The 25,522-nt window shown below is 68.8% G+C and carries 23 protein-coding genes; 10 read left to right on the top strand and 13 right to left on the bottom strand.

The window, feature by feature from the left end; all coding sequences use genetic code 11:
- The first annotated feature begins 123 nt into the window (after positions 1-123).
- The 3 genes from OCL97_RS03935 to OCL97_RS03925 all read left to right on the top strand — a co-directional run bounded on the left by OCL97_RS03935 (position 124) and on the right by OCL97_RS03925 (position 4,514).
- Positions 124-1,554 carry a methylmalonyl-CoA mutase family protein gene (locus OCL97_RS03935; RefSeq protein WP_377367783.1) on the top strand — a complete coding sequence of 477 codons (1,431 nt, stop codon included), beginning with the start codon at positions 124-126 and terminating at the stop codon, positions 1,552-1,554.
- Positions 1,551-3,707 carry a methylmalonyl-CoA mutase gene (scpA, locus tag OCL97_RS03930; protein WP_377367781.1) on the top strand — a complete coding sequence of 719 codons (2,157 nt, stop codon included), beginning with the start codon at positions 1,551-1,553 and terminating at the stop codon, positions 3,705-3,707. Before OCL97_RS03935 ends, scpA begins: the two co-directional genes overlap by 4 nt.
- An 84-nt stretch (positions 3,708-3,791) precedes the next feature.
- Positions 3,792-4,514, top strand: a complete 723-nt coding sequence (locus tag OCL97_RS03925) for a M23 family metallopeptidase (protein ID WP_377367779.1) — start codon at positions 3,792-3,794, stop codon at positions 4,512-4,514.
- Here the strand turns inward: OCL97_RS03925 and OCL97_RS03920 are convergent.
- The 3 genes from OCL97_RS03920 to OCL97_RS03910 form a co-directional block, all read right to left on the bottom strand.
- Positions 4,495-5,781 (bottom strand): SulP family inorganic anion transporter, encoded by a 1,287-nt coding sequence (locus tag OCL97_RS03920; protein ID WP_377367777.1) that lies wholly within the window; start codon positions 5,779-5,781, stop codon positions 4,495-4,497. The genes OCL97_RS03925 and OCL97_RS03920 overlap by 20 nt on opposite strands.
- Before the next feature lie 134 nt (positions 5,782-5,915).
- Positions 5,916-6,299 (bottom strand): DUF4112 domain-containing protein, encoded by a 384-nt coding sequence (locus OCL97_RS03915; RefSeq protein WP_377367775.1) that lies wholly within the window; start codon positions 6,297-6,299, stop codon positions 5,916-5,918.
- 86 nt (positions 6,300-6,385) lie between these two features.
- The gene (locus tag OCL97_RS03910; protein WP_377367773.1) at positions 6,386-6,847 is read right to left on the bottom strand and encodes a DUF4112 domain-containing protein; all 462 of its coding nucleotides are present in this window, start codon (positions 6,845-6,847) and stop codon (positions 6,386-6,388) included.
- A 159-nt stretch (positions 6,848-7,006) separates the two neighbouring features.
- Between OCL97_RS03910 and OCL97_RS03905 the strand changes: the two genes are divergently transcribed.
- Positions 7,007-7,345, top strand: coding sequence for a heavy metal-binding domain-containing protein (locus OCL97_RS03905; protein ID WP_377367771.1), 339 nt, complete (start codon positions 7,007-7,009; stop codon positions 7,343-7,345).
- A gap of 139 nt (positions 7,346-7,484) precedes the next feature.
- Here OCL97_RS03905 and OCL97_RS03900 read toward each other — a convergent pair whose 3' ends face one another.
- The 4 genes from OCL97_RS03900 to OCL97_RS03885 all read right to left on the bottom strand — a co-directional run bounded on the left by OCL97_RS03900 (position 7,485) and on the right by OCL97_RS03885 (position 12,758).
- Positions 7,485-10,094, bottom strand: coding sequence for a polar localization protein TipN (locus tag OCL97_RS03900; RefSeq protein WP_377367769.1), 2,610 nt, complete (start codon positions 10,092-10,094; stop codon positions 7,485-7,487).
- 170 nt (positions 10,095-10,264) lie between these two features.
- The gene (locus tag OCL97_RS03895; RefSeq protein ID WP_304775826.1) at positions 10,265-10,489 is read right to left on the bottom strand and encodes a hypothetical protein; all 225 of its coding nucleotides are present in this window, start codon (positions 10,487-10,489) and stop codon (positions 10,265-10,267) included.
- A 237-nt stretch (positions 10,490-10,726) separates the two neighbouring features.
- The gene (locus tag OCL97_RS03890; RefSeq protein WP_304775829.1) at positions 10,727-11,266 is read right to left on the bottom strand and encodes a methylated-DNA--[protein]-cysteine S-methyltransferase; all 540 of its coding nucleotides are present in this window, start codon (positions 11,264-11,266) and stop codon (positions 10,727-10,729) included.
- A complete protein-coding gene (locus OCL97_RS03885; protein WP_377367767.1) occupies positions 11,247-12,758 on the bottom strand; it encodes an AlkA N-terminal domain-containing protein in 1,512 nt (503 codons plus the stop codon). Before OCL97_RS03885 ends, OCL97_RS03890 begins: the two co-directional genes overlap by 20 nt.
- Before the next feature lie 201 nt (positions 12,759-12,959).
- Between OCL97_RS03885 and cysD the strand changes: the two genes are divergently transcribed.
- Both cysD and cysN read left to right on the top strand, forming a co-directional pair.
- The gene (gene cysD / locus OCL97_RS03880; protein ID WP_377367765.1) at positions 12,960-13,898 is read left to right on the top strand and encodes a sulfate adenylyltransferase subunit CysD; all 939 of its coding nucleotides are present in this window, start codon (positions 12,960-12,962) and stop codon (positions 13,896-13,898) included.
- A complete protein-coding gene (gene cysN / locus OCL97_RS03875; protein ID WP_377367763.1) occupies positions 13,898-15,820 on the top strand; it encodes a sulfate adenylyltransferase subunit CysN in 1,923 nt (640 codons plus the stop codon). Before cysD ends, cysN begins: the two co-directional genes overlap by 1 nt.
- 6 nt (positions 15,821-15,826) lie before the next feature.
- Here cysN and OCL97_RS03870 read toward each other — a convergent pair whose 3' ends face one another.
- From OCL97_RS03870 to OCL97_RS03850, 5 genes are all read right to left on the bottom strand, one after another.
- Entirely contained in the window at positions 15,827-16,825 is a 999-nt protein-coding gene (locus OCL97_RS03870) for a PhoH family protein (protein WP_377367760.1), read from the bottom strand.
- Positions 16,826-16,953: 128 nt separating this feature from the next.
- Complete coding sequence (locus OCL97_RS03865) at positions 16,954-17,598, bottom strand: carboxymuconolactone decarboxylase family protein (protein ID WP_377367758.1); 645 nt, start codon at positions 17,596-17,598, stop codon at positions 16,954-16,956.
- Positions 17,598-18,122: a VOC family protein gene (locus tag OCL97_RS03860; protein ID WP_310539854.1), complete on the bottom strand. Its 525-nt coding sequence runs from the start codon at positions 18,120-18,122 to the stop codon at positions 17,598-17,600. Before OCL97_RS03860 ends, OCL97_RS03865 begins: the two co-directional genes overlap by 1 nt.
- A gap of 106 nt (positions 18,123-18,228) precedes the next feature.
- A complete protein-coding gene (locus tag OCL97_RS03855) occupies positions 18,229-19,245 on the bottom strand; it encodes a zinc-dependent alcohol dehydrogenase family protein (RefSeq protein WP_377367756.1) in 1,017 nt (338 codons plus the stop codon).
- A gap of 104 nt (positions 19,246-19,349) precedes the next feature.
- Positions 19,350-20,510, bottom strand: a complete 1,161-nt coding sequence (locus OCL97_RS03850; protein ID WP_377367754.1) for an MFS transporter — start codon at positions 20,508-20,510, stop codon at positions 19,350-19,352.
- A 117-nt stretch (positions 20,511-20,627) separates the two neighbouring features.
- Here OCL97_RS03850 and OCL97_RS03845 point away from each other — a divergent pair, with 117 nt between their 5' ends.
- Positions 20,628-21,251 (top strand): exopolysaccharide biosynthesis protein, encoded by a 624-nt coding sequence (locus tag OCL97_RS03845; RefSeq protein ID WP_377367752.1) that lies wholly within the window; start codon positions 20,628-20,630, stop codon positions 21,249-21,251.
- A gap of 4 nt (positions 21,252-21,255) precedes the next feature.
- On the opposite strand, the gene OCL97_RS03840 is transcribed toward OCL97_RS03845, so the two are convergent.
- Positions 21,256-22,254 carry a DUF1176 domain-containing protein gene (locus OCL97_RS03840; RefSeq protein ID WP_377367750.1) on the bottom strand — a complete coding sequence of 333 codons (999 nt, stop codon included), beginning with the start codon at positions 22,252-22,254 and terminating at the stop codon, positions 21,256-21,258.
- 82 nt (positions 22,255-22,336) lie between these two features.
- On the opposite strand from OCL97_RS03840, the gene OCL97_RS03835 reads away from it, so the two are divergent.
- Genes OCL97_RS03835 through OCL97_RS03825 form a run of 3 tightly spaced genes read left to right on the top strand, consistent with a single transcriptional unit; the run spans position 22,337 to position 25,401 of the window.
- Complete coding sequence (locus OCL97_RS03835) at positions 22,337-23,617, top strand: aminotransferase class III-fold pyridoxal phosphate-dependent enzyme (RefSeq protein WP_304777277.1); 1,281 nt, start codon at positions 22,337-22,339, stop codon at positions 23,615-23,617.
- A gap of 3 nt (positions 23,618-23,620) precedes the next feature.
- Positions 23,621-25,051, top strand: a complete 1,431-nt coding sequence (locus OCL97_RS03830) for an amidase (RefSeq protein ID WP_377367748.1) — start codon at positions 23,621-23,623, stop codon at positions 25,049-25,051.
- Positions 25,052-25,056: 5 nt separating this feature from the next.
- Positions 25,057-25,401 carry a DUF423 domain-containing protein gene (locus tag OCL97_RS03825; protein ID WP_377367746.1) on the top strand — a complete coding sequence of 115 codons (345 nt, stop codon included), beginning with the start codon at positions 25,057-25,059 and terminating at the stop codon, positions 25,399-25,401.
- The last annotated feature ends 121 nt before the right edge of the window (positions 25,402-25,522 follow it).

Genomic DNA, 25,522 nt, shown 5'->3' with positions numbered 1-25,522 from the left:
ATAATGCATTTGGATCTTATTTTTACAACGTACACGCAAGACGCGAGATCGTGCAAGCCGGTCTCTCCACCTGCCCTCGCGTGAACTTGACGAGGGCCATGCGGGCGGCACATCTGGGCCGCGATGACCGACCTCGCCCCCCTCGCCGCCGCCTTCCCCCCCGCCAGCGCCGCCGACTGGCGCGCCCTGGTGGAGAAGACCCTGAAGGACCAGCCCTTCGAGAGCCTCCAGCGGCAGACCGCCGAGGGCCTGCCGATCGCGCCGCTCTACGAGGGATCCCACCAGGCGCCGGCCTTCACCCCGCGCCCCTTCAACCCCGAACGCCCCTGGGACATCCGCGGCCGCGTCACCCATCCCGACGCCGCCCAGGCCAACATCGACCTGATGACCGACCTGGAGGGTGGCGCGGCGTCCGCCCTCATCCGCATCGATCCGACAGGGCAGGACGGCGTCGCCATCGGCTCGGCCCAGGGCTTGGCCCAGGTGCTCGACGGCGTCATGCTCGAGCTGGCGCCCGTGGCCCTGGACGCAGGGTTCCTCGGCCCCAAGGCGGCTGACTGGCTGGCCGCCGCCGCCAAGGGCTCGCCAGCAGCCAAGCTGTTCTTCCACCTTGATCCGCTCAGCGCCTTCGCCCGCACAGGCCAGAGCCCGGGCCCCATCGAGAGCCACCTCGTCTCGGCCGCCACCGTGGCGCGCCGCATGGCCGACGCCTATCCCGACGCCGGCCTGTTCCTGGCCTCGGGCCAGGTGGTCCACGAGGCCGGGGGTGGCGAAGCCGGCGAACTGGCCTTCGCGACGGCCGCGGCCCTCACCTACGCCAAGGCCCTGGTCCGCGCGGGCCTCAGCATGGATGACGCCTGGGGCCGGATCGTCATCGGCCTGGCCGCCGACGCCGACTACTTCGCCACCCTGGCCAAGCTCCGCGCCGCGCGCGCCGTCTGGTCGCGGGTGACCGCCGCCTGCGGTATCAGCGCCGCGCCACGCATCGAGGCCCGCTCATCCCACCGCATGCTGGCGGCGCACGACCCCTGGACCAACATGCTGCGGCTGACGGCCTCGGCGGTCGGGGCCAGCATCGGCGGCGCCGACGCCGTGGTGCTGGGCAGCTTCACCGACGCGCTCGGCCTGCCCACCGCCTTCGCCCGACGTCAGAGCCGCAACGCCCAGCTCGTCCTGATGGAAGAGGCCCATCTGGGCCGCGTCGCCGATCCGGGCGCTGGCTCAGGCTATGTCGAAGCCCTCACCGACGAAATCGCCCGCGCCGCCTGGTCGGCCTTCCAGGTTATCGAGGCCAAGGGCGGGCTGATCGCGGCGCTGTCCGACGGCCACATCGCCGCCGAGACCGCCAAGGTGCGCGAGGCCCGCGTCGCCGCCGGGCCGCTGAAGATCGTCGGGGTGACCGCTTTCCCGCAGCCCGACCAGGCGCCGGTGGAGGTGGTCAGCGCCACGCCCAAGGCCGTCGAGGCCCCCTCGCCGCGCCTGCCCGGCCCCGACAGCCATTGCCCGGGCCTTGCGCCCATCCGGCTCGCCGAAGCCTATGAGGTGAAAGCGTGAGCAGCTTCCCCGACTTCTCCACCCTGGCCTTCGACGACAAGGTCGCGGTCTCCCCCGTCCCCGCCGCGCCGTCCTGGGAAACCCCGGAGGGTATCGCGGTGAAGTCGGCCTATGGCGCCGCCGATATCGCCGGACTCGACGACTTGGCCGGCTATCCGGGCCTGGCCCCCTTCGTGCGCGGTCCCTATCCGACCATGTACCTCACCAACCCGTGGACCATCCGCCAGTATGCGGGCTTCTCCACGGCCGAGGATTCCAACGCCTTCTACCGCCGCAACCTGGCCGCAGGTCAGATGGGCCTCTCCATCGCCTTCGACCTGGCCACCCACCGTGGCTATGACAGCGACCACCCCCGTGTGAAGGGCGATGTCGGCATGGCCGGCGTCGCCATCGACTCGATTTACGACATGCGGACCCTGTTCGACGGCATCCCGCTCGACAAGATGAGCGTCTCGATGACCATGAACGGCGCGGTCCTGCCGGTCCTGGCCCTCTACATCGTCGCCGCCGAGGAGCAGGGGGTCAGCCACGACAAGCTGTCGGGCACCATCCAGAACGACATCCTCAAGGAGTTCCTGGTCCGGAACACCTACATCTACCCGCCCTCGCCTTCGATGCGGATTATTTCGGATATCTTTTCCTACACTTCGCGCGAAATGCCGAAGTTCAATTCGATCTCGATCAGCGGCTATCACATCCAGGAAGCCGGGGCGACGCTGGACCTGGAGCTGGCCTACACCCTGGCCGACGGCATCGAGTACGTGCGGGCCGGGGTGGCCGCCGGCATGACCGTCGACCAGTTCGCGCCGCGCCTGTCCTTCTTCTGGAACGCCGGCATGAACGCCTTCATGGAGATCGCCAAGCAGCGGGCCGGCCGCCTGCTGTGGGCCAAGCTGATGAAGGACGAGTTCGATCCCAAGGACAGCCGGTCGCTCTCCCTGCGCGCCCACACCCAGACCAGCGGCTGGAGCCTTGCGGCTTCGGACGTCTACAACAACGTCCCCCGCACCCTCATCGAGGCTATGGCGGCGGTGGGCGGCCAGACCCAGAGCCTGCACACCAACTCGCTGGACGAAGCCCTTGCCCTGCCGACGGATTTCTCCGCCCGCATCGCCCGCAACACCCAGCTCTTCCTGCAGCTGGAAAGCGGCCAGACCCGCGTGGTCGATCCCTGGGGCGGTTCCTACTACGTCGAGCGCCTGACGGCGGACCTCGCCGCGCGGGCCATGGAGCATATCGCCGAGGTCGAGGCGCTCGGCGGCATGGCCAAGGCCATCGAGGACGGCCTGCCCAAGCGCCGCATCGAAGAGGCCAGCGCCCGCACCCAGGCGCGCATCGACAGCGGCCGCCAGAGTGTCGTCGGCGTGAACCGCTACCGCTCGGACATCGCCGAGGTGATCCCCATGCTGAAGGTGGACAACTCCGCCGTCCGCGAGCGGCAGCTGGAGAAACTCACGCGGCTGAAGGCCGAACGTGACCCCGCCGCCGTGGAGGCCGCCCTCAACGCCCTGACCGAGGGGGCGCGCGGAACCGCAAACCTGCTGGAATTGTCGGTCAACGCGGCACGGGCCAAGGCTACGGTCGGCGAGATCAGCCTGGCCCTCGAGCTCGCCTTCAGCCGCCACTCGGCCGAGGCCTTCGCGGTCACCGGTGTCTATCTTCGCGAGGCCGGCCCCACGCCCGCCAGCGACAAGGCCAAGGCCATGACCCAGGCCTTCGCCCAGGCCGACGGCCGCAAGCCGCGCATCCTGGTGGCCAAGATGGGCCAGGACGGCCACGATCGCGGCCAGAAGGTGATCGCCTCAGGCTTCTCCGACCTCGGTTTCGACGTCGACATCGGCAATCTCTTCCAGACCCCGGCCGAGGCGGCGGCCAAGGCCGTCGCCGATGGCGCTCACGTCGTGGGGGCCAGCTCGCTGGCCGCCGGCCACCTGACCCTGGTTCCCGAATTGAAGGACGAACTGGCCAGGCTGGGCCGCGCCGACATCCTGGTGGTGGTGGGCGGGGTGATCCCGCCGGAGGACTTCGACGCCTTGCGCGAGGCGGGGGTCGCGGCCATCTTCACCCCTGGCTCGGTAGTGCCAGAGGCGGCCATCGAGGTGCTCGACCGGCTGAACGAGCAGCTGGGTTACGCCCAGTTGGACAAGGTCTAGCTGCCGGCGGCGTGTCGCCGCAGGCGGGTTGCGCCTTAAACCCATATCGGTGATGGTTCCAACGAACGTCTGAGGAGCGGCATCTTGGCCCGTACGAAAACGCTCGCGCTCGCCCTCGTCGGACTGAGCGCGCTTACCCTGACCCAGGTGGCCAGCGCAAATGCTCCTGTGAGGGAACGCACCCTGGCCGCCGCAGTTCCGCAGCGCGCGCCGGTTCCGATGGCTGCCAGCACCGTCACGCACCGCTACTGGCCCGTGGTCACCAACCTGTCCCAGGCCACCGTCGCCCCCGCGCACCTCTTCAACGGCAAGGTCCAGGGGGCGCCCCTGCGCAGCTTCGACAGCCGTCGGCCCGCAGACCCCTCCAAGGTCCAGACCCGCCGCCATGTGGGGGTCGACCTGACCGCCGCCGAGGGCGACACGGTGGTGGCGATGGAGAGCGGCAAGATCGTCAACTTCTACCCATTTCTGACCCGCGCCGCCTCGGTGGGCGGTGAGAAGACCTACGCCGTGCTCATCCAGCACAAGGACTATGTGGCCCTCTACGGCGAGGTGCGCGCCAACAGCCTGACGGCCCGCGGCCTGAAGGTCGGTGACCAGGTGGCGGCCGGCCAGCCGATCGGCGTGGTCAGCGGCACCGCGCAGCTCCACACCGAGACCTATGCGTCCGGCGTCACGCGCAATATCAAGTGGCCGGTGGGCTCGCCCCCGCCCAAGGAAATGCGCAACCCCACCCAGCTGCTGCTGGACACCGCCGTCGCCGGCGAGCGCCTCTATCCGAAGAACATCAGGCTCGCCGCGTCCTGAGCCGCGCCTCGGCGGCGAACACCGCCGCGAGAAGGCAGCCCACAGAGATCCCGGTGATCAGGTCGCGCGCCAGGGTCAGGCCAAAGGTCGCCAGCAGCACCACCGCCGTGCGCCATGACAGGCCGACAAGCCGCGCGAACTCCGCCCGCTCGGCCATGTTCCAGCCCACCACCACCAGCATTCCAGCGAGCGCGGCCAGGGGCACATAGGCCGCCAGCGGCGCGGCAAGCACCATGAAGCCCAGCAGGAACAGGCTGTGCAGCATGCCCGCAACCGGCCCCCTGGCCCCGGCGCGTATATTGGTCGCGGTCCGGGCGATGGTCCCGGTGACGCTGATCCCGCCAAACAGGGCCGCGCCCATATTGGCCACGCCCTGGGCGACGAGCTCGATATTGGAGCGATGCCGCCGCCCGCTCATGCCATCGGCCACCGTCGCCGACAGCAGGCTCTCTATGCCTCCCAGCAGGGTGAAGGCCGCGGCCGCCGGCAGAACCGCCAGGACCTTCGCCATTGTCATCACCGGCAGGTGGGGCGCCGGCAAGCCGCTTGGAATCCCGCCGAACCGGCTGCCGATCGTCTCGACGTCCAAGGGTAGGAAAACAGCCGCCAATGTGGCTACGACCACGCCGATCAGCAGGGCGGGCCAGGTGGGCCTCCACCGGCGCAGAGCGAGGGCCACGGCGACGCAGGTGACGCCGACCGCCAGGGCCGCGAGATTTGCGGTCGGGAGGGCCTGCCCCAGCGCCAGCAGCTTGGGTCCGAATTCCCCCGGCTCGGGGCCGGATAGCCGCAGGCCGAACAGGTCCTTGAGCTGGCTGGCGGTGATGACCACGGCGATGGCGGTGGTGAAGCCCACGGTCACGGTGTGAGGCACGTAGCGGATCAATGACCCCAGGCGCAGCAGGCCTCCGAGGGTCAACATCAGGCCCGACAACATGGTCGCCAGCAACAGGCCGTCGATCCCGTGCTTGGCGCCGGTCGCCGCCACCAGAACGATGAAGGCCCCCGCTGGTCCGCCGACCTGGAACCGGCTGCCCCCCAGGGCGGAGACCAGAAACCCGCCGACGATGGCGCTGTAGAGGCCCCGGTCAGGCGACACCCCCGATGCGATGGCGATACCCATGGACAGCGGCAGGGCGACGATCGCCACCGTCAGGCCCGCGATGGCGTCGGCGCGCAGGTCTTTCGGTCCGTAGCCCTCGGCGAGAATGGTCGCCAGCTTCGGCGTAAATGCGCCTGCGAAGCGGGGCCTTCCGATGTCGGTCATGCCAGGGCCCTAGATGCGCGCCGCGCCGCGTTGAAGATTGTCCTCCAACGCCCCTGGCGGCGCCTTGCGCCAGATCAACTCATGGAGCGGACCCGTGTTCCAGGAAGCGATCGCCCTTCGACGGCGCGCGCCGATCAGAGCCGAGGGGTCACGTTCCGCAGCTTGCCGCCTCGAGCGCGCTTCTTCTTCCCGCCCCAGCCTAGCGGCATCTCCGCTGGCCCGTGGCGCTTCTCGATATCCTTCTGCAGCGCCTTGGCCGCCATCAGGTGCGCGGGGAACAGGGTGTCGATGGCCCAGCCGGCCACAGGCACGGTCGAGCTCATGGAGTCGGCCGCCAGATAGGCGCCCATCCGCAGCAGGGTCGCGAGCGACGCGCCGCCGGTGATGCCCGAGAGGATCAGGGCGCCCCCGGCCGCGAGACTATAGGCCGTGCCGAGGCCCGGCACCCAGGCCAGCACCCCATCCAGGCCGATGCCGAACGGCCCGATCCCGACCAGCCGGTCCGACAGGCCTTTCACACGCTCGGCGGCGCGCCAGGATTGATGAGCTCGATCTCTTGAAACCGCCATCCGCGCTGAACGCGCTCCTCTTCGGAAAGCTGCACCTAGCCGAGAAACACCACCCGGCGCTTTTCCTTGCCCGCGCGAATCCGCGACAGAACATCCTTGTATTCCGGGCTGTTGGCGGCGTCCTTTCGCGTGCCTTCGAAATAGATGGTGTCCTCCATGTGCTTGAGCAGCATGTCGGCCGACCACTTGTGGCCGGTGAACAGGAGGTCGGCCAACTTGCCGGCCACGGGGACCTCCCCCACCAAGGTGTCGACGGCGATGATGGCGAACATCTGCAGCAGGACCGTCGCCTCGGCCCGCGCCCGCACCCCGTCGAAGATGATGATGGCGCCGGCCCCCAGGCTGTAGAGGGCGCCGGCGCCGGGGATCCAGGTCAGCAGGCCGTCCAGGCCCACGCCGAACGGCCCGATGCCCACGACATTGTCGGAAAGCTTCTTCGTCCGCTCGATGCTGTTGCGGATGTTGTGCAGGTCGATGTGCGACTGCGCGAAAAGCATTCACCGCTCCTAGGCTTGGGCGGGCACTCTGCCGCAAGCGCGCAGGACCTCAAAGCCCGCACGAGGTCTTTTCGCCCGTGAGGCTAAACCGGGCATGGGCTTTGCGCGTATGACGGGAGGGCGCCTCGCGATGGCGCTGGATTCACCCTATGTTGGGTCATGGCCAAGAACGATACGCCTCTCCTGATCGTCACGACCCACTTCATCGAGGGGCGTCCCGTGCGTCAGCACCTGGGCATGGTGTCCTCCCAGGCGATCCTCGGCGCCAATGTGGTGCTGGATCTCATGAACGCCATCCGCGACTTCATCGGCGGGCGCTCCAAGGGGTATGAGCGCGTCCTGGCCCAGGCCCGCGCCGACGCCCTGAAGAACCTGGAAGCCGAGGCCCGCGCTCTGGGCGCCAACGCCATCGTCGGTGTGGACCTCGACTACAATACCGTCGGGCCCAATGGTTCGATGCTGATGGTCTCGGTGAACGGCTCGGCGGTCATTCTCTAAAAGCCCTGCGGCTGAGAGACCCCCTCACCCTACTCTCTCCCCCAGGGGGGAGAGGAGCGATCAACGGCAGACCTCGAAGCATCCCCTCCCCCTATGCGGGGGAGAGGCTAGGGTGAGGGGGCCGTTGGACCACTAGAACCTAGACCAGGTCCCCGGCCGCGGCGTCGAATAGCAGGTAGGTGCGGCCGGCGTCGCTGGACAGCAGCTTGCCGACCTCGAAGCCCTGGTGGTCGCGGGCCGCGGCGTCGTCCAGCATGTCCTGGAAGCCGTTGAGGTAGGTCACCACCTGCTGGCGCAGGGTCCCGTCGGTGAACAGGCGGCGGGCCAGGCGGCGCGTGGCGGCGGGCGCCAGCTTGCGCACCACCTCGCGGGCGCCGTCGACGTCCTCCACCTGGATGGCGGCGCTGATCTCGTCGATGCGGCCCCTGGGCAGGAGGGCGACCGGGTCGATGCCCATAGCCGCCACCTCGGCGGCCAGCACCTGTTGCAGGCCGGGCTTGCCAGGTGCGCCGCTTTCGTCAATCGAGGACAGTAGATCCTTCCAGGTCCACTCATCGCCCGCCTCCTCGGCGGCGGGCGCCGGCGTGGGGGCCTCAGGGCGACCACCGGCCTGTTCAAAGACGCTGGAGAACTCCTCGTCGGTGGCGGTGGGCGTCAGACGCAGGCGACGCCGCGCCGGAATCTCGGGTTCAGGCAGGGGCGCCAGCGTGCGCGGGCGACGGGCCGCGGGCTCGGGCGCCACCGACTGGGTCAGTTCCAGGGCCTCGTCGTCCTCGTCGTCCTCGATGTCGGCGAACAGGGTCTCTGGCTCCGGCTCGCGGCGCCGGGCGGCCCTCGGCGGCGGCGCGGCGATGCGCTCGCGCATCTGGGCGGGCTGGGGCGGGGCCGGGCTACTGGCGCCGCCCGCCACCGTGCCCATCAGGCGCACGGCCTCGCTGAGCATCTCGTAATTGCGGCGCACGCGCTCCTGGAAGGCGGCGTCGATGGCCTGGGTCTCATCTGAAGTCCGACGGGCCTGTTCCATCAGGTCCTCGATACTGTCGGCCACGGCCTGGCGCACCTCTTCGGCCTGACCACGGGCGGCGGCGGGCAGCCGGGTCGCACGGGCCTCGATGTCGGCCATCATGCCGGCAAGTTCGTCCAGGGTGGCGCGGGCCGCAACAGCCCCCTCCTCCAGCTTGCGCGCGGTGGCGGCCCCGGCCTGTTCGACCATCTGGGCCGAGCGTTCGATCAGGTCGCGAGCCTCGGCCAGCCGCTGCTCGAAGACCTGGTTGGCCTTCTGGCCGGCGCTGAATGCGGCCTCGGACAGCTGGTCGACCTGCTCGCGGGCGGTGACGGCATGGGCCTCGGCGGCCTTGCGGGTCTCCTCGGCGGCCTGGCCCAGCCCGTCGATGGCGGCGCGGGTCTGCTCCTCCAGCTTGCGGCGCTCCTCGGCGGCGGCCTGGGAGACGGCCTCCATGGAGTGCAGGGTCGACTGGCCGAACTCGTCGCGCTCGGCCTTGGCCGACTCCGCCAACTCGCGGAACTGTTCGGCGGCCTCGGCGATCAGTTCGCGCAGCGCCTCGCCGCCCTTCACGGCGCGGTCGCCCATCTCGGCGGTCGACAGCCTGGCCTGGCTGATGAATTCGGAAAGCTGGGCCGCGTGGGTCTCCGACTGGGCGCCGAAGGCCTCCTGCTCGGCGCGCAGGGCGTGGGCGGTGGTGACGAGGCCGGCGCGTTGCTCGGTCAGGCCCTGCTCAACACCGCGGATCTGATCGGCGACCCCAACCCCGGCGGTCTCCAGGCGGGAGATGTGACGGGTCAGATCCTCACCGGCGGTGCGGGCGGCGTCGCTGGCTTCCCCGGCCGCGGCGGCCAGGTCGGCCGCGCGGGCGGCAAGGGCGGCCTCGGCTTCACGCAGTTGGGTCTCGGCCAGGTCCGAGGCCTCGGCCACCATCCGGGCCTGCTTGGTGATGGCGTCGGCCACGGCGCCGGCCTGGGTGTCTAGAGCCTGAGTCAGGCTGGCCATCTGGGTCCGCTCCTGACCGAGCACGCCCGTGAGTTCATTGGCCGTTCGCGCGCTCGTGGAGGCCGCCTCGATCAGGCGCTCGCTCTCCGAGGCCAGGGCCTGGCGCAGAGCCAGCAGGGTCTCGCGGGCCTCGTCGGCTGCGGTTCCCGCGCGCACGATCTCCTCGCGCACGGCCTGGACGACATCGCTGGCCCGCGCCCCGGCGGACATGGCCGGCGTGACCATCTCATCGGCCAGTTGTTTGGCGCGGCGGGCCTCGGCCCCCAGCTTCTGGCCCTGGCGGATCATATAGGCCGCAATCCAGACAAAGGCGGCCGGCCCGAGCGCCATGGCCGCCAGCACTGTCAGAGCGAAGGGGTCGAAATCGAAGGGTGACACCGCCCGACGATAGCCGAAAGCGAAGGCTATGGGCGCCAGGGCCCACAGCACCGACACGACGAGGGCGGCGAGATAGATCGGCCAGGCCGACGGGATATCGGCGCGAATGGTCTTGTTGGGGGCGGGATCAGGGCGCGGGGCCGGGATCTGTACGTTGGCCGGGGCGAGGTCGGCCGCCGGTGGGATTGGCGACAAGGGCGCGGAGCCTTGCGGCTCGGCCACGGGCGGGCTGAGCGGAGGAACCGCGGCGGCGAGGTCGAGATCCGGGGTGGCTTCCGGCGCAACGGCGCCCAGGCGCTGGGTGGCGTCCTCGTCGGTCAGGCTCTGGAAGTCTACCGGCGGATGCCGCTTCTTGATCTTCATTCGCGGCCTGTCTCAAGCGCCCCAGCGACCGGGCCGACGCGAAACTCCGCGCGGCCCGAAATTCGCGCCCCAAACGAAAGGATTACCGGCGAACCGGGCGCGCGGAAAGCGTCATTGGACGGAATCATGTCCAGTGGAGACTGATTGTCGCGGAGTCCCGAAATGGGGCGTCAGGTTTTGACGACCTGGGCTCTCTGGGTGGGGCAATCCGAGGCCTTCTGAACGCGCTCCAGCACCTTTACCGCCGCGGGCCTGGGCGTGGCGGTGCGGGCGATGGTGCGTTCGGCGGGGGCGGGCTCGGCGCGAGGAGCCTCGATTGCGACCCCAAAGTGCGAGTAGGCGACGGCGGAGGAATGCACCACCACGGCCGCAACCAGTTCGGTCAATGTCTGCACTGGAACACCTCCCCGAGCCCGATGCGATTCCGTCTATCGTCGGTATACGACAAGCGCCGCAATGGCGCGACGCCATGTAACGTGAAATTTTCGTCATGTAACGGGGGACCGGGTGGATCGACCCTGAAACCAGGCGATCAGGGCGACGGACGTGCCGGCTGCCCCACCTTCACCGCAGAATAACGCCCGTCTCCCAGACGGCCGGCAGGCCAGGTCGGGATGACGGGCTGGGTTCGCTCACGCTGCGACCGCGTCCTTGAAGGTCGCGCCCTCGTGGGACAGCAGCCAGCGTTTGCGCGGCAGGCCGCCGCCGTAGCCGGTCAGCCCTCCGTTCGCCCCGATCACGCGGTGGCAGGGCACGACGATGGCCACCGGGTTGGAGCCGTTGGCCAGGCCTACGGCGCGCATGGCGCTGGGGGATCCGATCCGCTCGGCCAGGCCCTTGTAGCTCAGGGTCTCGCCCGCCGGGATCGTGCAGAGCGCCTCCCAGACCTTGCGCTGGAAAGCGGTGCCGTTGGTAGCCCAGGCGATCCCGTCGAAGGCGGAGAGGTCGCCTGCAAAATAACGCGTGACGGCCGCCCGGATCGGCTCCGGCGCACGGCCAGGGGTCAGCGCCATGCCGGGATAGTGGCGGCCCATCAGCCTGAGCATGCGGGCCTCGTAGTCGGCGAAGTCGAAGGCCCGCAGGACGCCGGCTTCGTCCACCACCACTAGGGCCTCGCCGACTGGGGTTTCGACGCGGTCAAGGATCAGGGTCTCAGGCAGCGACTTGGTCATGGGATTTCTCCTTGGTGATCTTCGGGTCGAGCGCCGCGTCGGACGCCCAGAGATGGGAGGCGGCATAGGCCCGCCAGGGGCGCCAGCGTTCGGCGCGGGTCAGCAGTTCGGCCGCAGTGGGCCGTTGTCCGTTCTCGTCCTCCAGGGCCCGCAGCAGGCCGAGATCGGCGTGTGGGAAGGCGTCGGGTTCGCGCACGGCGCGCATGGCGATGTATTGGGCGGTCCATTCGCCGATGCCTGGAAGGGCGCGGAGTTGGGCCACCGCCGCCTCCAGGCTGCGCTTCATGCCAAACAGGCTCGGATCGGCGGCGGCGACCTCGGCCAGAGAGACCAGGGCTCGGCCGCGGGCGCGGGGCATGCCCAGGGTTTCGACATCGGCGCTCGCCAGTTGTTCCGGCGTCGGGAACAGATGGGTGAGGCCTAGCGTGTTGGCCGCATCGTCCTGGACCGGCGAGCCATAGGCCGCAGTGATTTTGCCGGCCAGGTTGCGGGCGGCGACCACCGTGATCTGCTGGCCCAGCACGGCGCGGACGGCGAGCTCGAACCCGTCCCAGGCGCCGGGCGCCCGCAGGCCGGGACGCCGGGCCACGAGGGCGGCCAGTTCCGGGTCCTCCGAGAGATGGCCGTTGATCAGGGCCGGGTCGGCGGCCAGGTCGAAGACCCGGCGCAGCTTGGCGATCACCGCCGGCCAGGCCTGGACCTTCGGGAAGCGCAGGGTGACGTCCAGCCAATCGCCGGCCCCCTGCCCTACGATCACCAGGCCGTGGGCGTCCCCCACCTGCAGCAGGCGGGCATAGCGGCGGCCGACCACCGTCTCGGCGCCTGGGATCGCGCGCAGGGTCCAGAAGGCCAGCATGGCGTCCCAGTCATAGGGCGCGCGATAGGGCAGCCGGATCGTCGTCCCCGCCCCGTCGTCGGCGCCCACATCGGCCGCTCCGGAGCGGCGCAGGGCGCCGGGCGGACGGTCGAAGAGCTGCTGGAAGGTCTCGTTGAAGCGTCGTACGCTGCCGAAGCCCGAGGCCATCGCCACCTCGGCCATGGGCAGGCGGGTCTGGTGGATTAGCTGCTTGGCCAGCAGCACCCGGCGGGTCTGAGCCACCGCGACGGGCGAGGCGCCCAGGTGCTGGCGGAACAGGCGCCTGAGCTGCCGCTCCCCGACGCCCAGCCGGTCGGCCAGGCCGTCGACATCGCCCTCGTCCAGCGCCCCCTGCTCGATCAGCGACAAGGCGCGCGAGACGGTGTTGGAGGTGCCCTTCCAAGAGCCGAGATCTGGCGAGGTCTCCGGCCGGCACCGAAGGCAGGGGCGGAACCCGGCCTCTTGCGCGGCCGCCGCCGAGGGGTAGAAGGCGATGTTCTCGCGCTTGGGCGTGCGGGCGGGGCAGACTGGGCGGCAGTAGATGCCGGTGGTCTTCACGGCGCCAAAGATGCGTCCGTCGAAACGGGCGTCTCGCATCGAAAAGGCGCGGTAACAGGCGTCGTCGTTCATATCCATGAGCTGATAGTCTGCTCGCGGGTTCTCGATGTCTCGCGGTTTTCGGACATCACCCCATGTTGCTGGCGGTTTTCGGACACTGAAGGCGGTGGCTCTTTCCTCCACACGCTGTCAGGAATTCTCTGTCGTATCCCAGGCGGGCCTCTCGTAAGTCAGCCGCCTGGCCAAGGTCTGGCCGATTTTGAACTGCAAGGTTTCCTGATGGCGGTCCCCGCTCTCGCATCCTCGCCGGAGATCACCCCGGCCACGCTCACCCACCTCCAGCGCCTGGAGGCCGAGAGCATCCACATCTTCCGGGAGGTGGTGGCGGAGTGCGAGAACCCGGTCATGCTCTATTCAGTGGGCAAGGATAGCGCCGTCATGCTGCGCCTGGCGCAGAAGGCCTTCTTCCCCTCCAAGCTCCCCTTCCCGCTGTTGCACGTCGATACGACCTGGAAGTTCCAGGCGATGTACGAGATGCGCGCGCGGATGGCCGCCGAGCTGGGCGCCGACCTGCTGGTCTACCAAAACCCCGAGGCCAGGGAACGAGGCATCAACCCCTTCGACCATGGCAGCCTGCACACCGATATGTGGAAGACCGAGGGGCTGAAGCAGGCGCTCGACAAGTACGGCTTCGACGCGGCCTTCGGCGGCGGCCGGCGCGACGAGGAAAAGAGCCGCGCCAAGGAGCGGGTGCTCTCCTTCCGCTCGGCCCAGCACCGCTGGGACCCCAAGAACCAGCGCCCCGAACTCTGGCATCTCTACAATACGCGCAAGGCCACGGGAGAGAACTTCCGCGCCTTCCCGATCTCCAACTGGACCGAGCTGGACATCTGGCAATACATCCACCTGGAGAACATCCCCATCGTGCCGCTCTACTTCTCGGCGGAACGCCCGGTGGTGGAGCGTGACGGCATGCTGATCATGGTCGACGACGACCGCATGCCCCTGCGGCCGGGTGAGACCCCGATGATGAAGTCGGTGCGGTTCCGCACCCTGGGCTGCTACCCGCTGACCGGCGCCGTGGAGAGCACGGCGGCTACCCTGCCGGAGATCATCCAGGAGATGCTGCTCACCACCACCAGCGAGCGTCAGGGGCGGGCCATCGACCACGACCAGGCCGCCTCGATGGAGAAGAAGAAGCAGGAGGGCTACTTCTGATGTCGGTTCAAGCCGCCGGGACCCACCAGTCCGACCTCATCGCCCAGGACATCGACGCCTACCTCCAGGCCCACGAGCACAAGAGCCTGCTGCGGTTCATCACCTGCGGCTCGGTGGATGACGGCAAGTCGACCCTGATCGGCCGGCTGCTCTATGACTCCAAGATGATCCTGGACGACCAGATGGCCGCCTTGGAGGCCGACTCCAAGCGGGTGGGCACGCAGGGCGGCGACATCGACTTCGCCCTGCTGGTGGACGGCCTGGCCGCCGAGCGTGAGCAGGGCATCACCATCGATGTCGCCTACCGCTTCTTCTCCACCGACAAGCGCAAGTTCATCGTCGCCGACACCCCCGGCCACGAGCAGTACACCCGCAACATGGTCACCGGCGCCTCGACCGCCGACGCCGCCGTGATCCTGATCGACGCCCGGCGCGGCGTGCTGACCCAGACGCGGCGGCACTCCTACCTCGTCAGCCTGCTGGGCATCCGTCACGTGATCCTGGCCATCAACAAGATGGACCTCGTCGGCTGGAGCCAGGAGACCTACGACACCATCCTGGCCGAGTACCGCGCCTTCGCCGCCCAGATCGGCATCACCGACTTCACCGCCATCCCGATGTCGGCGCTCAAGGGCGACAACATCACCGAGCACTCGGACGCCGCCCCCTGGTACGACGGCCCGCCGCTGATGCACCTGCTGGAGACCCTGCCGGTCGAGGATGACCTTCAAAGCCGGCCGTTCCGCATGCCGGTGCAATGGGTCAACCGCCCGAACCTGGATTTCCGCGGCTTCTCCGGCCTGATCTCCACCGGCGTCATCAAGCCCGGCGACAAGATCAAGGCCCTGCCCTCGGGCCGCGAGAGCACCGTCGACCGCATCGTCACCTTCAACGGCGATCTGGACCAGGCCGTGGCCGGCCAGTCGGTGACGCTCACCCTGGCGAGCGAGATCGACATCAGCCGCGGCGACGTCATCTCCATCGCCGACAGCCCCCCGCCGGTGGCCGACCAGTTCGAGGCCACGGTGGTCTGGATGGACGACGAGGCCATGCTGCCCGGCCGTCCCTACCTGCTGAAGATCGGTACGCGGACGGTCGGCGCCTCGATCACCGAGCCCAAGTACAAGGTCAACGTCAACACCATGGAGCACCTGGCCGCCAAGCGGCTGGAGCTCAACGAGATCGGGGTGTGCAATCTCAGCCTCGACGCCCCCATCGCCTTCGACCCCTATGCCGAGAACCGCGACCTGGGCGGCTTCATCCTCATCGACCGGATCTCCAACCGGACCGTGGCGGCGGGCATGCTGCACTTCGCCCTGCGCCGCAGCCAGAACGTCCACTGGCAGGCCCTGGACGTCGACAAGGCGTCGCGCGCGGCGCTGAAGGGCCAGCGCGGCCGGGTGGTCTGGCTGACCGGCCTCTCAGGCTCGGGCAAGTCCACCATCGCAAACCTGGTGGAGAAGAAGCTCTACGCTGAGGGACGCCACACCTATCTGCTGGACGGCGACAATGTCCGCCACGGCCTCAACCGCGATCTGGGCTTCACCGACGAGGACCGGGTGGAGAACATCCGCCGCGTCGCCGAGGTCTCCAAGCTGATGGCGGACGCCGGCCTCATCGTGCTGGTGAGTTTCATCTCGCCGTTCCGCGCCGAACGCCGGCTGGCCCGCGATCTCCAGGCGGAGGGCGATTTCGTCGAGGTCTATATCAACACCCCGCTCGAGGTCGCCGAGGCCCGGGACGTGAAGGGCCTCTACAAGAAGGCCCGCGCCGGAGAGCTGAAGAACTTCACCGGCATCGACAGCCCCTATGAGGCTCCGGAAGCCGCCGAAATCGTCATCGACACCACCAAGACATCGCCGACGGAGGCGGCCGAGCAGATCACCGCCTGGCTGGAAGGCGAGCTGGACTACTCGATCTAGGGCCTCTCAGGCCGCGGCCTGCATCTCCCCGCCGCTGCTGTGGGAATAGAGGGCTTCCAACCGGGCCACCACGGGGTTGCGGATGATCTGGTAGGCCTCGAAATGATGCACGGCCGCCAGGTCGGTTCCGGCGACCAGCTTCAGCAAGTGGGCCAGGCCGGACACCTCGTCGCCGCCCACGAGGTCCACCTGGGCCGGATCACCGGTCACCACCAGCCGCCCGTTGCGGCCGATGCGGGTGGCCGCCATCCGCATCTTGCCCACCGTCATGTTCTGGGCCTCATCGACCAGCAGCATGGTGTCGTTGAAGGTCCGGCCGCGCATCCGGCCCAGCGGCATGACCTCGATCATGCCCCGCTCGGTGAGCTGGCGGATCTCGTCGTGGCCAATCAGCTGGCGCAGTTCATCCTCGATCGGGGTCAGCTGTTCGTCATAGGCGGTCTCGGCCCGCAGGACTGCCGTCATGGCCTCGCCCTCCAGCATCACCCGCGGCCGGGTCATCACCAGGTGCTTGATCCGACCTTCGGCCAGCAGGCTCAGTCCGGCGGCGATGGCCAGATGAGTCTTGCCGGTGCCGGTGGGGCCGACGCCAAAGATCAGGGACCGGTCGGACATCAGCAGGGTGTTCATGAACCCCACCTGGCTCAGGGACATCGGCCGGACGGCTTGGGTGATCCCCTTGAGCCGATAGGCCAGTTCGAACTTGAAGGCGTGGCTAAGGACGCCGCCGATCGCCGCATCCACCAGACCCTCATGGCCGCCCTCGGTGCGCAGCAGCTCGGCGATCTTCTCGACAATCGCCGCGGCCAGGGTCACGGCGATCTCTTCGCCGGTCAGGGCCAGGGCCTCTGGGCGCGGCGAGACCTGCAAGTGGTAGGGCCGCAGGGCGTCTGCGATCCGCCGCATTGAGGCCCCCTGCCCCGCGACAAGGCGCTCGACAAGCGGCGGCGGCAGGCTGACGACCTTCGTCGCGGTCGCCCGGGTGGGGTCGTGATGCAACTCCAAGTGAATCTCCGCACACCGCCACAACGAACAGTGACAGCAACATCCCATCGAAGATTCAAAATAGACTTAAGCAAATGGCCCGCAATCCCGCTCCAGGACCCGCGAATACCATCCATAACGTGCAAAACTCAATCAGAGCGGCGCGCCGTATCGAGGAAGTCCCGCGCGCTGAAATCCTCCGGCGGCGCGACCTCGACGATGGGATCGTCGCGGTCGTCGAATTCCAGGCGCAGGGCCCGGCTCATCACCGCGTGCATGTCGTAGAGCGTGGTTATGTAGGTCAGCTCGAGGATCTGTTCGTCGTCGAGGAAGGCCCGCAGCGCGGCGAACACCGTCTCTGGCGTCCTCCCGCCCTGTAGCACCAGGCAATCGGCATAGGCCAGGACCGCCCGCTCCTGGGCGTCGTAGCAATCGGCGACTTGCCAGTGCGGCACCGAGGCGATCCGCTCCTCGGAGACCTTCAGGCCGCGCAGCGACTTGCAGTGCTGGGAGAAGACGAACTGACTGCCCCGCGCCCAGCCGGCCCGGGTCTGGGCCAGTTCCCGCAGCACCGGATCGAGCTTGCGATCGGGCGAACGGTAGAGGGCGAAGCCCTGGTTGGCGTGCCTCAGGATGTCGGGGCTGTTGGCGAACACCGTCCACCAGTCGCCGTTCGTCCCGGTGGCGGTCCCCGGCTGCGCCACCGGATCACGGTCGCCAAACAAAAGGTCGTAGGTATTGGTGACGACCTCGGATGTAGCCTCCGCGCGCGAGACCTGTTTGAGGCGCGGCATCAGACTTCCGCCGCCGCGCCGGCTGGTTCATGGGCCACGTCCTGCGGGCCGAAGCCTTTCGTCCAGGCCGCGAACTCCAGCATGATGCCATTCGGATCGGTGAAATAGACCGAGCGGACGAAGACCCCGGGATGCAGCTCGGCCGCCACCCCGGCGGCGCTGTCGTCGTGATTGACCACCATGGGCAGAACCTCGACGCCTGCTGCCTGCAGGCGCTTGATGCTAGCCTGAAGGTCGTCAGCCTCCATGTCGAAGGCCACGTGGTTCATTGAGCCGACGGCAGACTTGGGCGCCTGGGGGAACTTGGCCACCGAGGCGATCCCCGGCGCGGCCGCCGGCACCTCCGGCCACCAGAAGAAGGCCACACTGGCCCCGCCGCCGCAGTCGAAGAAGAAGTGCTGGCCGCCATCCGGAAGGGCGATGGTCTTGATCAGCGGCATGCCCAGCACGTCGCGATAGAACCTCACCGTCTCGCCCATGTCGCGGCAGACGAGCGCCAAGTGGTTGATGCCTTTGGTACGCACGGACGGCTCCTCGTAAGCGCGTCAGCGAAAGTGGACACCGGTTTAGCGTCCGACGCGCGCCAAATTGAAACCAGGACGGGTTCAGGCGGACCGGCCTGAACCCGCCCTAGAAGGTGAGAACGATCTTTCCGAAATGCTCGCCGGCGGCCATGGCGGCGAAGGCGGCGCTCACCTCGGTGAAGGAAAACACCTTGTCGACGACAGGCGCGATACGGTGCAACTCCAGCGCCCGGCACATGGCCTCGAACATCTCCCGCGAGCCCACCGACAGCCCCTGCAGCCTAGCCGAATTGCCGATCAGGGCGCCCGGATTGAGCCCCTCGCCCGCGCCCGCCACCACCCCGATCACCGCGATGTGGCCGTTGATGCGGATCGCCCTCAGGCTCTGGTGGATGGTGCCGCCGCCGCCGACCTCCATGATGAAGTCGGCCCCCACCCCTCCGGTCGCCGCACGCACGGCTTTTCCCCACTCGGGATCGGTCTTGTAGTTGTGCAGGTGGTCGGCCCCCAGCGCCTTGGCCCGCGCCAGCTTCTCGTCGGAGGACGAGGTGATGAAGGTCCGGTAGCCCGCCGCGTGGGCGAACTGCAGGCCGAAGATCGACACCCCACCCGTCCCCTGCAGCACCACGGTGTCGCCCGGCTCCAGCCGCGCATCCTCGAACAGTCCCCGCCACGCCGTCAGCGCCGCGCAGGGCAAGGTCGCCACCTGCTGATCGCTCAGATAGGCCGGAACCTTGGAGACGCCCTCCTGGCTGAACAGCTGCAGTTCGGACCCCGCGCCGGGGATCGGGAAGCCGAGGGACGAGGATAGCTTCTCCACGGTCGGACGGCCCGACTGCCAGCTCTGGAAGAACAGGGTGGCGATCCGGTCGCCCACCGCCACGCGCGTGACGCCCGGCCCGATCGCCTCGACGATCCCGCAGCCATCGGAAAACGGCGTGATCGTCGCCGCCTGGCCCGAACCGCGACTATAGGAACCGTTGATCATCAGCATGTCGCGATAGTTCAGCGACACCGCCTTCATGCGCACCAGGACCTGGCCTGGCCCGGGCGTCGGATCGGGCTTTTCGACCACCCGGATCTGGTCGCCGCCCCAGGGGGCCGTCACTTCCAACGCGCGCACGGCGTTCCTCCCGCTTTTGTTTTGCGGCCATAGTCGCCCCATCGGGGCGGCCCGCAACCCTGTCGTGGCGTAAGGCCCCCGCCTCCCGAAGCGGAAGCGCTGTCTCAGCTATCCAGCCGCCGGACGCCGTACAGCCTGACCGCGCCGGCCAGCCCGGCCAGGGACATGGCCGCCATCACGAAGTAGCCGTGCGCCCCGATACGGTCGAACAGCGCGCCGGAGACGATGGTCGCCACCCCGCTCAGCACGCCACCGGAAAGGGCGGAGTTGATGGTCTGGGCCGCCGAGGCGTTGCTGGGCTTGGAGAGCTGATCCACCAGCTGCAGCGCCCCGATGAAGGTGGCCGCATAGGTGAAGGTGTGCAGGGCCTGGATCGGGAACACCATCCAGAGGGGCGGCGACATGGCCAGCGCGCCCCAGCGCACCACGGCGGCGACCCCGCCCAGCACCAGCAGGTTTCGCGCGCCGAACCGCCGCCGCCAGGGCTCCATGAACCACAGGAAGATCACCTCGACGGCGACGCCGACCCCCCACAACAGGCCGGTCATCGACTCCGGGATGCCCTGGTCGCGCCAGGCCAGGGTGGAGAAGGAGTAGTAGAAGGCGTGGGCCGACTGGATCAGGCCCGCCGAGATCACCACCAGCATGAAGTCCCGATCTGCGAACAGTTCGCGCAAACCCGCCATCCGCTCGGCCAGGGCCGCGGTCCCGCCGCCAACCCGAACCGGATCGGGGGGCAGCCAATAGCGTGCGCCGAAGGCCACCAACAGGCCCGACACCGTGATCCAGACCAGCACCAGTTCCGGCGAACCCCGCGCCAGGATCAGGCCCATCCCGATATTGGCGATGATGAAGGCCACCGAGCCAATGCCCCGTGGCCAGCCATAATTAAACCCGTCCTTCTGGGACCTGGCCAGGACCACCACGTCGGTCAGGGGACCTACGGTCGCGTATATCGTCGAGGCGATGAACCACAGGCCGAACCACCAGGCGAAGCCAAGGGGCGCCACCATCAGGGCGTAACCGGCCGCCATCGCCAGGCCCATCAGGATCAGCGGGGTCCGACGCAGGGAAAAGCTGTCGGCCCACATGGCCAGCAGCGGCGCGGTGACGGTGCGGGCCAGCAGCGGCGCCGACAGGATCAGGCCGATTTCGGCGCCGCTCAGCCCGCGATGGTCGAACCAGACCGGTATATAGGGCGAGGCCGCGCCGCCCCCGATGAAGATGGCTCCGTAGAACAGACCAAGGCGCACCGGGCTCGACATCGTTCACCCTGCTAGCCCGAGTCGGACGCCGATTTCTCCCAGGCGCAGTCGGTAGTGCGAAGTGATCGCAGCAGGCCTTCCGCAGCGACGCCCAAGCATGGTAGCCGCAGGGCTGCGATGACCGAAAAAGCCCACGCCGCCAGTGTCTCCGAACTGCTCGTCCTGATCGGACAGCGCAAGACTCGCAAGGTGTCGGTGGCCGACATCCTGGAGACCTTTGGCGACCGCGCCTTCGGGGCCTTGATGTTCGTGTTCGCCGCCCCCCTGGTCCTGCCCATGCCGCCCGGCGTCTCGGCCATTCTCGGCGCGCCCCTGGCGTTCATCACCGCCCAGTGGATGCTGGGCCGCCGCACCCTGTGGCTGCCCAAGGCCCTGCTGGCTCGGACGATGAGCATGTCGGACTTCCGCAACCTGTCGGAAAAGCTGATGCCGCATCTTGAGCGGCTGGAGCGGCGGCTGAAGCCGCGGCTGACCTTCATGTACAACCGTTTCGCCGACCGGCTGATGGGCGCGATCTGCTTCTCGCTCTCCATCATCGTCTTCCTGCCGATCCCCTTCGGCAACATGCTGCCCTCCCTGGCCATCGCCGCCTTCGCCATCGGCACGGCGGAACGGGACGGCTATGCCGCGATCATCGGCTGGGTGATGGCGGCGGTCAGCATCGTGGTCCTGGGCGTCCTGTCCAAGGCGATCATCGCCGCGATCGTCGCCTTCTTCGCCACTCTGATGGGGCTGTTCTAACCGGTCACTTGCGCCGCGAGCGGAACAGCACCGGCCACGCCTCGGCGCTCAGCCCGCGGCAGGCCGGCATCTCGGTCTGATCGCTGACGCGGAACGCCTTGCCGTCCCAGATCCAGCTGTTGACGCCGCCGCAGTCGGCGATCCCACGGCCCTTTTCGAAATTGCTCAGGGTCTGGGTCTCGGGGTCGAAACTGGCGTTCATCAGCAGGTTTGTGGAGAAACCATCGAGGTTGGGGATCTCGGCCGGGCGGATCTGGCCGCCCTGCTCGTCGGCCAGCATGAAGGCGTAGATTTCGTTGTACGCTCCAAGATAACATCGTTCTCCGAAGAGGATGACACCGGGGGACAGGCGGGCGATGATCGGGCTGAAGTCCTTCGGCGGCTGGGTGTCGCAATCCTCGCCGAGCTGGGCCCGCATGCCGGGCGGCAGCTTGTCTGGGAGGCCTGCCTGCGACACCGCCGGGCCAGGGCGGACCAGGGGAACCGATGGCGGCGCAGGGACCATCGAGGCGGGCTTGCCGCCCTTCGCCACCAGGGCGGTGACCGTGCCCGCCCTCTGCTGCTGATCATCCATCCAGCGCAGGGCCGCCGAAGCGCCGGTCAGCAGCACATCGCTGCGGCCCGGCGCCAGGGTCAGGCGCTGGCCATTGCGGATCGCGGCCAGCAGGGCCGTAGCCTGTATGGGCGTCAGGACGAACTCGGCGTCGCCCTCGGCCTTGGGCGCGAGACCGGGCACAGGCTTGCCGTCCACCCGCACGGCCCACGGCGTCAGTACGCCGGACTGCCCCACCAGGACGAGCCGGATCACGGGCGCGGCGTCAGCCCCCGCCGAGCGCCGCACATGCAGGAAGGGGCGGTCCTCGAAGCTGTCCTCCGAGAAGCCGAAGGCCGAGCACTCGCGGGTGTTGTCGCAGACCACGGTCCAGTCCTGGAAGCTCCTGCTCGCCGCCTGCACGCCCGTCGCCATCATGGCGCCCAGCAGGCCCAAGATCATCGCCTTCATCGTCCGCTCCCGGTTGCCGAGGACAGCGCGGAGCGTAAGGTCAGATCAAGCCATGGCAATTGGCGAACACCGAGGGACACCGATGAGCCGACCCAACAGCCGAGACCGCGCCCTGCGCGAGCGCGCCGCCGCCGTGATCCCGGGCGGCATGTACGGCCACCAGGGGGTGGGCCTGTTGCCCGACGACTATCCGCAGTTCTTCGCCCGGGCCGAGGGCGCCCACCTCTGGGACGTGGACGGCAACCGGTATCTCGACTTCATGTGCGCCTACGGGCCCAACCTGTTCGGCTACGCCCATCCCGAGATCGACGCGGCCTATGTCCGCCAGCTTGGCCTCGGCGACACCCTGACGGGTCCCACCGAGCTGATAGTGCGGCTTGCCGAGGAAATGACCGCGCTCGTCACCCACGCCGACTGGGCGATCTTCTGCAAGAACGGCACGGACGCCACCTCCATGGCGCTCTCCACCGCCCGCCAGCATACGCGCCGCAAGACCATCATCCGGGCCAAGGGCGCCTATCACGGCGCGGCCACCTGGTGCGTCAACCGTCCCGCGGGCACGGTCCCCAGCGATCAGGCCCACCAGATCTTCTGCGACTACAATGACGTGGCCAGCCTCGAGGCCGCCGCGGCCCAGGCCGGGGACGACCTGGCCGGCATCTTCGCGGCCCCCTTCAAGCACGACGCCTTCATCGACCAGGCTGACCCCGATCTTGCCTATGCCCGCAAGGCCCGGGAAATCTGCGACCGGACCGGCGCCCTGCTGATCGTAGACGAGGTTCGCGCCGGCCTGCGGCTCTCGCGGGACCTCTCCTGGTCGCGGATCGGGGTGCAGCCGGACCTGTCCACCTGGGGCAAGTGCCTGGCCAACGGCCACCCGATCTCCATGATGCTGGGCGCGGACAAGGCCAGGAAAGCCGCCTCGCAGATCTATGTCACCGGCTCCTTCTGGTTCCAGGCCGCCCCGATGGCCGCCGCCCTCGAGACCCTGCGGCTGGTGCGTGACACCGATTACCTTGAGCGCCTGCAGACCCTGGGCGACCGGTTGGCCGACGGCCTGCGAGAGCGGGCGAGCGCGGCGGGCTTTGGTTTCCGGGTTTCGGGACCGGTGCAGATGCCGCTGTTCCTGTTCGACGACGACCCGGACCTGCGCAAGGGCTTCTGCTGGTCCAGCGAGATGCTGAACCGTGGCGTCTACGTCCACCCGTGGCACAACATGTTCATGTGCGCGGCGATGACCGAGGGCGACATCGACGCCGCGCTCGACGCGGCGGAAGCCTCCTTCGACGTCCTGAAGCGCCAGGCGCCCAGCCTCGAACCCGTCGCCAAGATGAGTTTCCTCATGCCCGCCAGCCAAGGTTAGACCATGCCGATCACCGACTATTCCGAGCACGACGGCGTCGCCCTGGGCCAGATGGTGGCCAAGGGCGAGGTCACGCCCCTGGAGCTGGTGGACGCCGCCATCGAGCGCATCGAGCGGCACAACGGCGCCCTCAACGCGGTGGTCCACACCGCCTATGACGAGGCCCGCGAGCGCGCCAAGGGGCCCCTGCCCGACGGCCCGTTCAAGGGGGTGCCCTTCCTGATCAAGGACCTGGGCATGCCGGTGGCCGGCTGGCCGCGCACCTCGGGCAGCCGGTTCGCGCGCCACATCGTCGACACCGAGGACGGCGGCCTGACCCGGCGCTACCGCGAGTCTGGCGTCGTGCCGCTGGGCAAGACCAACACCCCGGAATACGGCATCACCGGCACGACGGAGAGCGCTCTGCTGGGCCCGTGCCGCAATCCCTGGAACCCGGCCCACATCGCGGGCGGGTCCTCGGGCGGGGCGGCCTCGGCGGTGGCGGCCGGCATCGTGCCCATGGCCCATGCCTCGGACGGCCTCGGCTCGATCCGCATCCCGGCGGCCTGCTGCGGCCTGGTGGGGCTGAAGGTCAATCGCGATCGGGTGCCCAACCTGCCCGACGCCTACGACTACGCCGCCGGCTTCGTGGTGGATCATGTGGTGACGCGCACCGTGCGCGACAGCGCCGTCATGCTGGACGCAACCGGCATCCCCGAACCGGGCTCCCCCTACGCCCCGCCCCCCAAGGCGCGGCCCTATGCCGAGGAGATCGAGACCTCTCCCGGCAAACTGCGCATCGCCTGGTCCAGTGAGACCGCCAATGGCCGCCCCATCGATCCGGAGATCCAGGCGGCGCTGGAACGCACGGCCATCCTCCTGAAAGGCCTCGGCCATGAGGTGGTGGAGAAAGGCCTGGGCATCGACTACCGCGCCCTCTACGCCGCGCGCGGCCCGGTGAGCGGCGCCAACTTCGCCGGCGGCATGGAGCGGCTGATCGACGAGGTGGGCCGTGAGCCCGAGCAGGACGAGCTGGAGCCGCTGACCTGGGCCTCGCTGAAGGGCGGCCGCAAGGTCACCGGCGCCCAGGCCTTCCGCGCCCTGCAGGACCTGCGCGCCCTGAACCGCTTCACCCTGGCCTTCTTCGAGGACTGGGACGTCTATCTCTGCCCGGTGCTGGGCACGCCAGTGCCGGAGGTCGGCTTCATCGATCCGGTGAACCTGGAGCCCAAGGAGGTCAATCGCCGCCAGGGCCAGGTCTTCCCCTTCACCCCGCCGATGAACTTCTCGGGTCAGCCCTCGATCTCCCTGCCGCTGGAGATGGATTCGAACGGCCTGCCGATCGGCATGATGTTCAGTTCCCGCTACGCCGACGAAGCCACCCTCTTCCGCCTGGCCGCGCAACTTGAGAAGGAAGCCCCCTGGAAGGGCCGCCGTCCCGCGGTCTGGGGGTAGTTCGCATGGGTCCCTGGTTCCGCGTGGCCGCTGTCGGCGGTCTGCTTTGCGTCGGCTTCGGCGCCTTCGCCGCCCACGGGATCACCGATCCCAAGGCCCAGGAGTGGCTGAAGACCGGCGCGCTCTATGGCTTTGTCCACGTGCTGGCGGTCTTCGCCGCCGGACAGCGGAGCGGACGCGGCGCGAGCCTGGCGCCGCCGCTGTTCCTGGCGGGCCTGGTGCTCTTCTCCGGCTCGCTCTGGGCCATGGGCTTGGGCGCGCCCCGCTGGCTGGGCGCCATCACGCCGCTGGGCGGGCTAGCCTTCATGGCCGGCTGGGCGGCGCTGGCCTGGAGCCGACCGAGGTCTTAGGTCGGGCCGCGGCTCGACGAGAGAGCGAATGACCGGGATCGACCGAGGCCGTGGAAAAACGTGAGTTCCGGTCTCGGCTTGGTTGGCCCGGCGGAGTTGATTGATCGAGTTCCGCTGTTGA

Source organism: Phenylobacterium ferrooxidans, from assembly GCF_042714595.1.
GTDB classification, from domain to species: Bacteria; Pseudomonadota; Alphaproteobacteria; order Caulobacterales; family Caulobacteraceae; genus Phenylobacterium; species Phenylobacterium ferrooxidans.
Note: the sequence above shows the minus strand (reverse complement) of the source record. Positions and strands in the feature narration are given on the sequence as shown.

Bases quoted from the DNA above. Each gene is read 5' to 3' on its own strand.
- OCL97_RS03935 (WP_377367783.1), top strand. From the start codon at position 124: ATGACCGACCTCGCCCCCCTCGCCGCCGCCTTCCCCCCCGCCAGCGCC.
- OCL97_RS03920 (WP_377367777.1), bottom strand. From the start codon at position 5,781: ATGACCGACATCGGAAGGCCCCGCTTCGCAGGCGCATTTACGCCGAAG.
- OCL97_RS03910 (WP_377367773.1), bottom strand. From the start codon at position 6,847: ATGCTTTTCGCGCAGTCGCACATCGACCTGCACAACATCCGCAACAGC.
- OCL97_RS03905 (WP_377367771.1), top strand. From the start codon at position 7,007: ATGGCCAAGAACGATACGCCTCTCCTGATCGTCACGACCCACTTCATC.
- OCL97_RS03900 (WP_377367769.1), bottom strand. From the start codon at position 10,094: ATGAAGATCAAGAAGCGGCATCCGCCGGTAGACTTCCAGAGCCTGACC.
- OCL97_RS03890 (WP_304775829.1), bottom strand. From the start codon at position 11,266: ATGACCAAGTCGCTGCCTGAGACCCTGATCCTTGACCGCGTCGAAACC.
- OCL97_RS03885 (WP_377367767.1), bottom strand. From the start codon at position 12,758: ATGGATATGAACGACGACGCCTGTTACCGCGCCTTTTCGATGCGAGAC.
- cysD (WP_377367765.1), top strand. From the start codon at position 12,960: ATGGCGGTCCCCGCTCTCGCATCCTCGCCGGAGATCACCCCGGCCACG.
- cysN (WP_377367763.1), top strand. From the start codon at position 13,898: ATGTCGGTTCAAGCCGCCGGGACCCACCAGTCCGACCTCATCGCCCAG.
- OCL97_RS03865 (WP_377367758.1), bottom strand. From the start codon at position 17,598: ATGCCGCGCCTCAAACAGGTCTCGCGCGCGGAGGCTACATCCGAGGTC.
- OCL97_RS03850 (WP_377367754.1), bottom strand. From the start codon at position 20,510: ATGTCGAGCCCGGTGCGCCTTGGTCTGTTCTACGGAGCCATCTTCATC.
- OCL97_RS03845 (WP_377367752.1), top strand. From the start codon at position 20,628: ATGACCGAAAAAGCCCACGCCGCCAGTGTCTCCGAACTGCTCGTCCTG.
- OCL97_RS03840 (WP_377367750.1), bottom strand. From the start codon at position 22,254: ATGAAGGCGATGATCTTGGGCCTGCTGGGCGCCATGATGGCGACGGGC.
- OCL97_RS03835 (WP_304777277.1), top strand. From the start codon at position 22,337: ATGAGCCGACCCAACAGCCGAGACCGCGCCCTGCGCGAGCGCGCCGCC.
- OCL97_RS03830 (WP_377367748.1), top strand. From the start codon at position 23,621: ATGCCGATCACCGACTATTCCGAGCACGACGGCGTCGCCCTGGGCCAG.
- OCL97_RS03825 (WP_377367746.1), top strand. From the start codon at position 25,057: ATGGGTCCCTGGTTCCGCGTGGCCGCTGTCGGCGGTCTGCTTTGCGTC.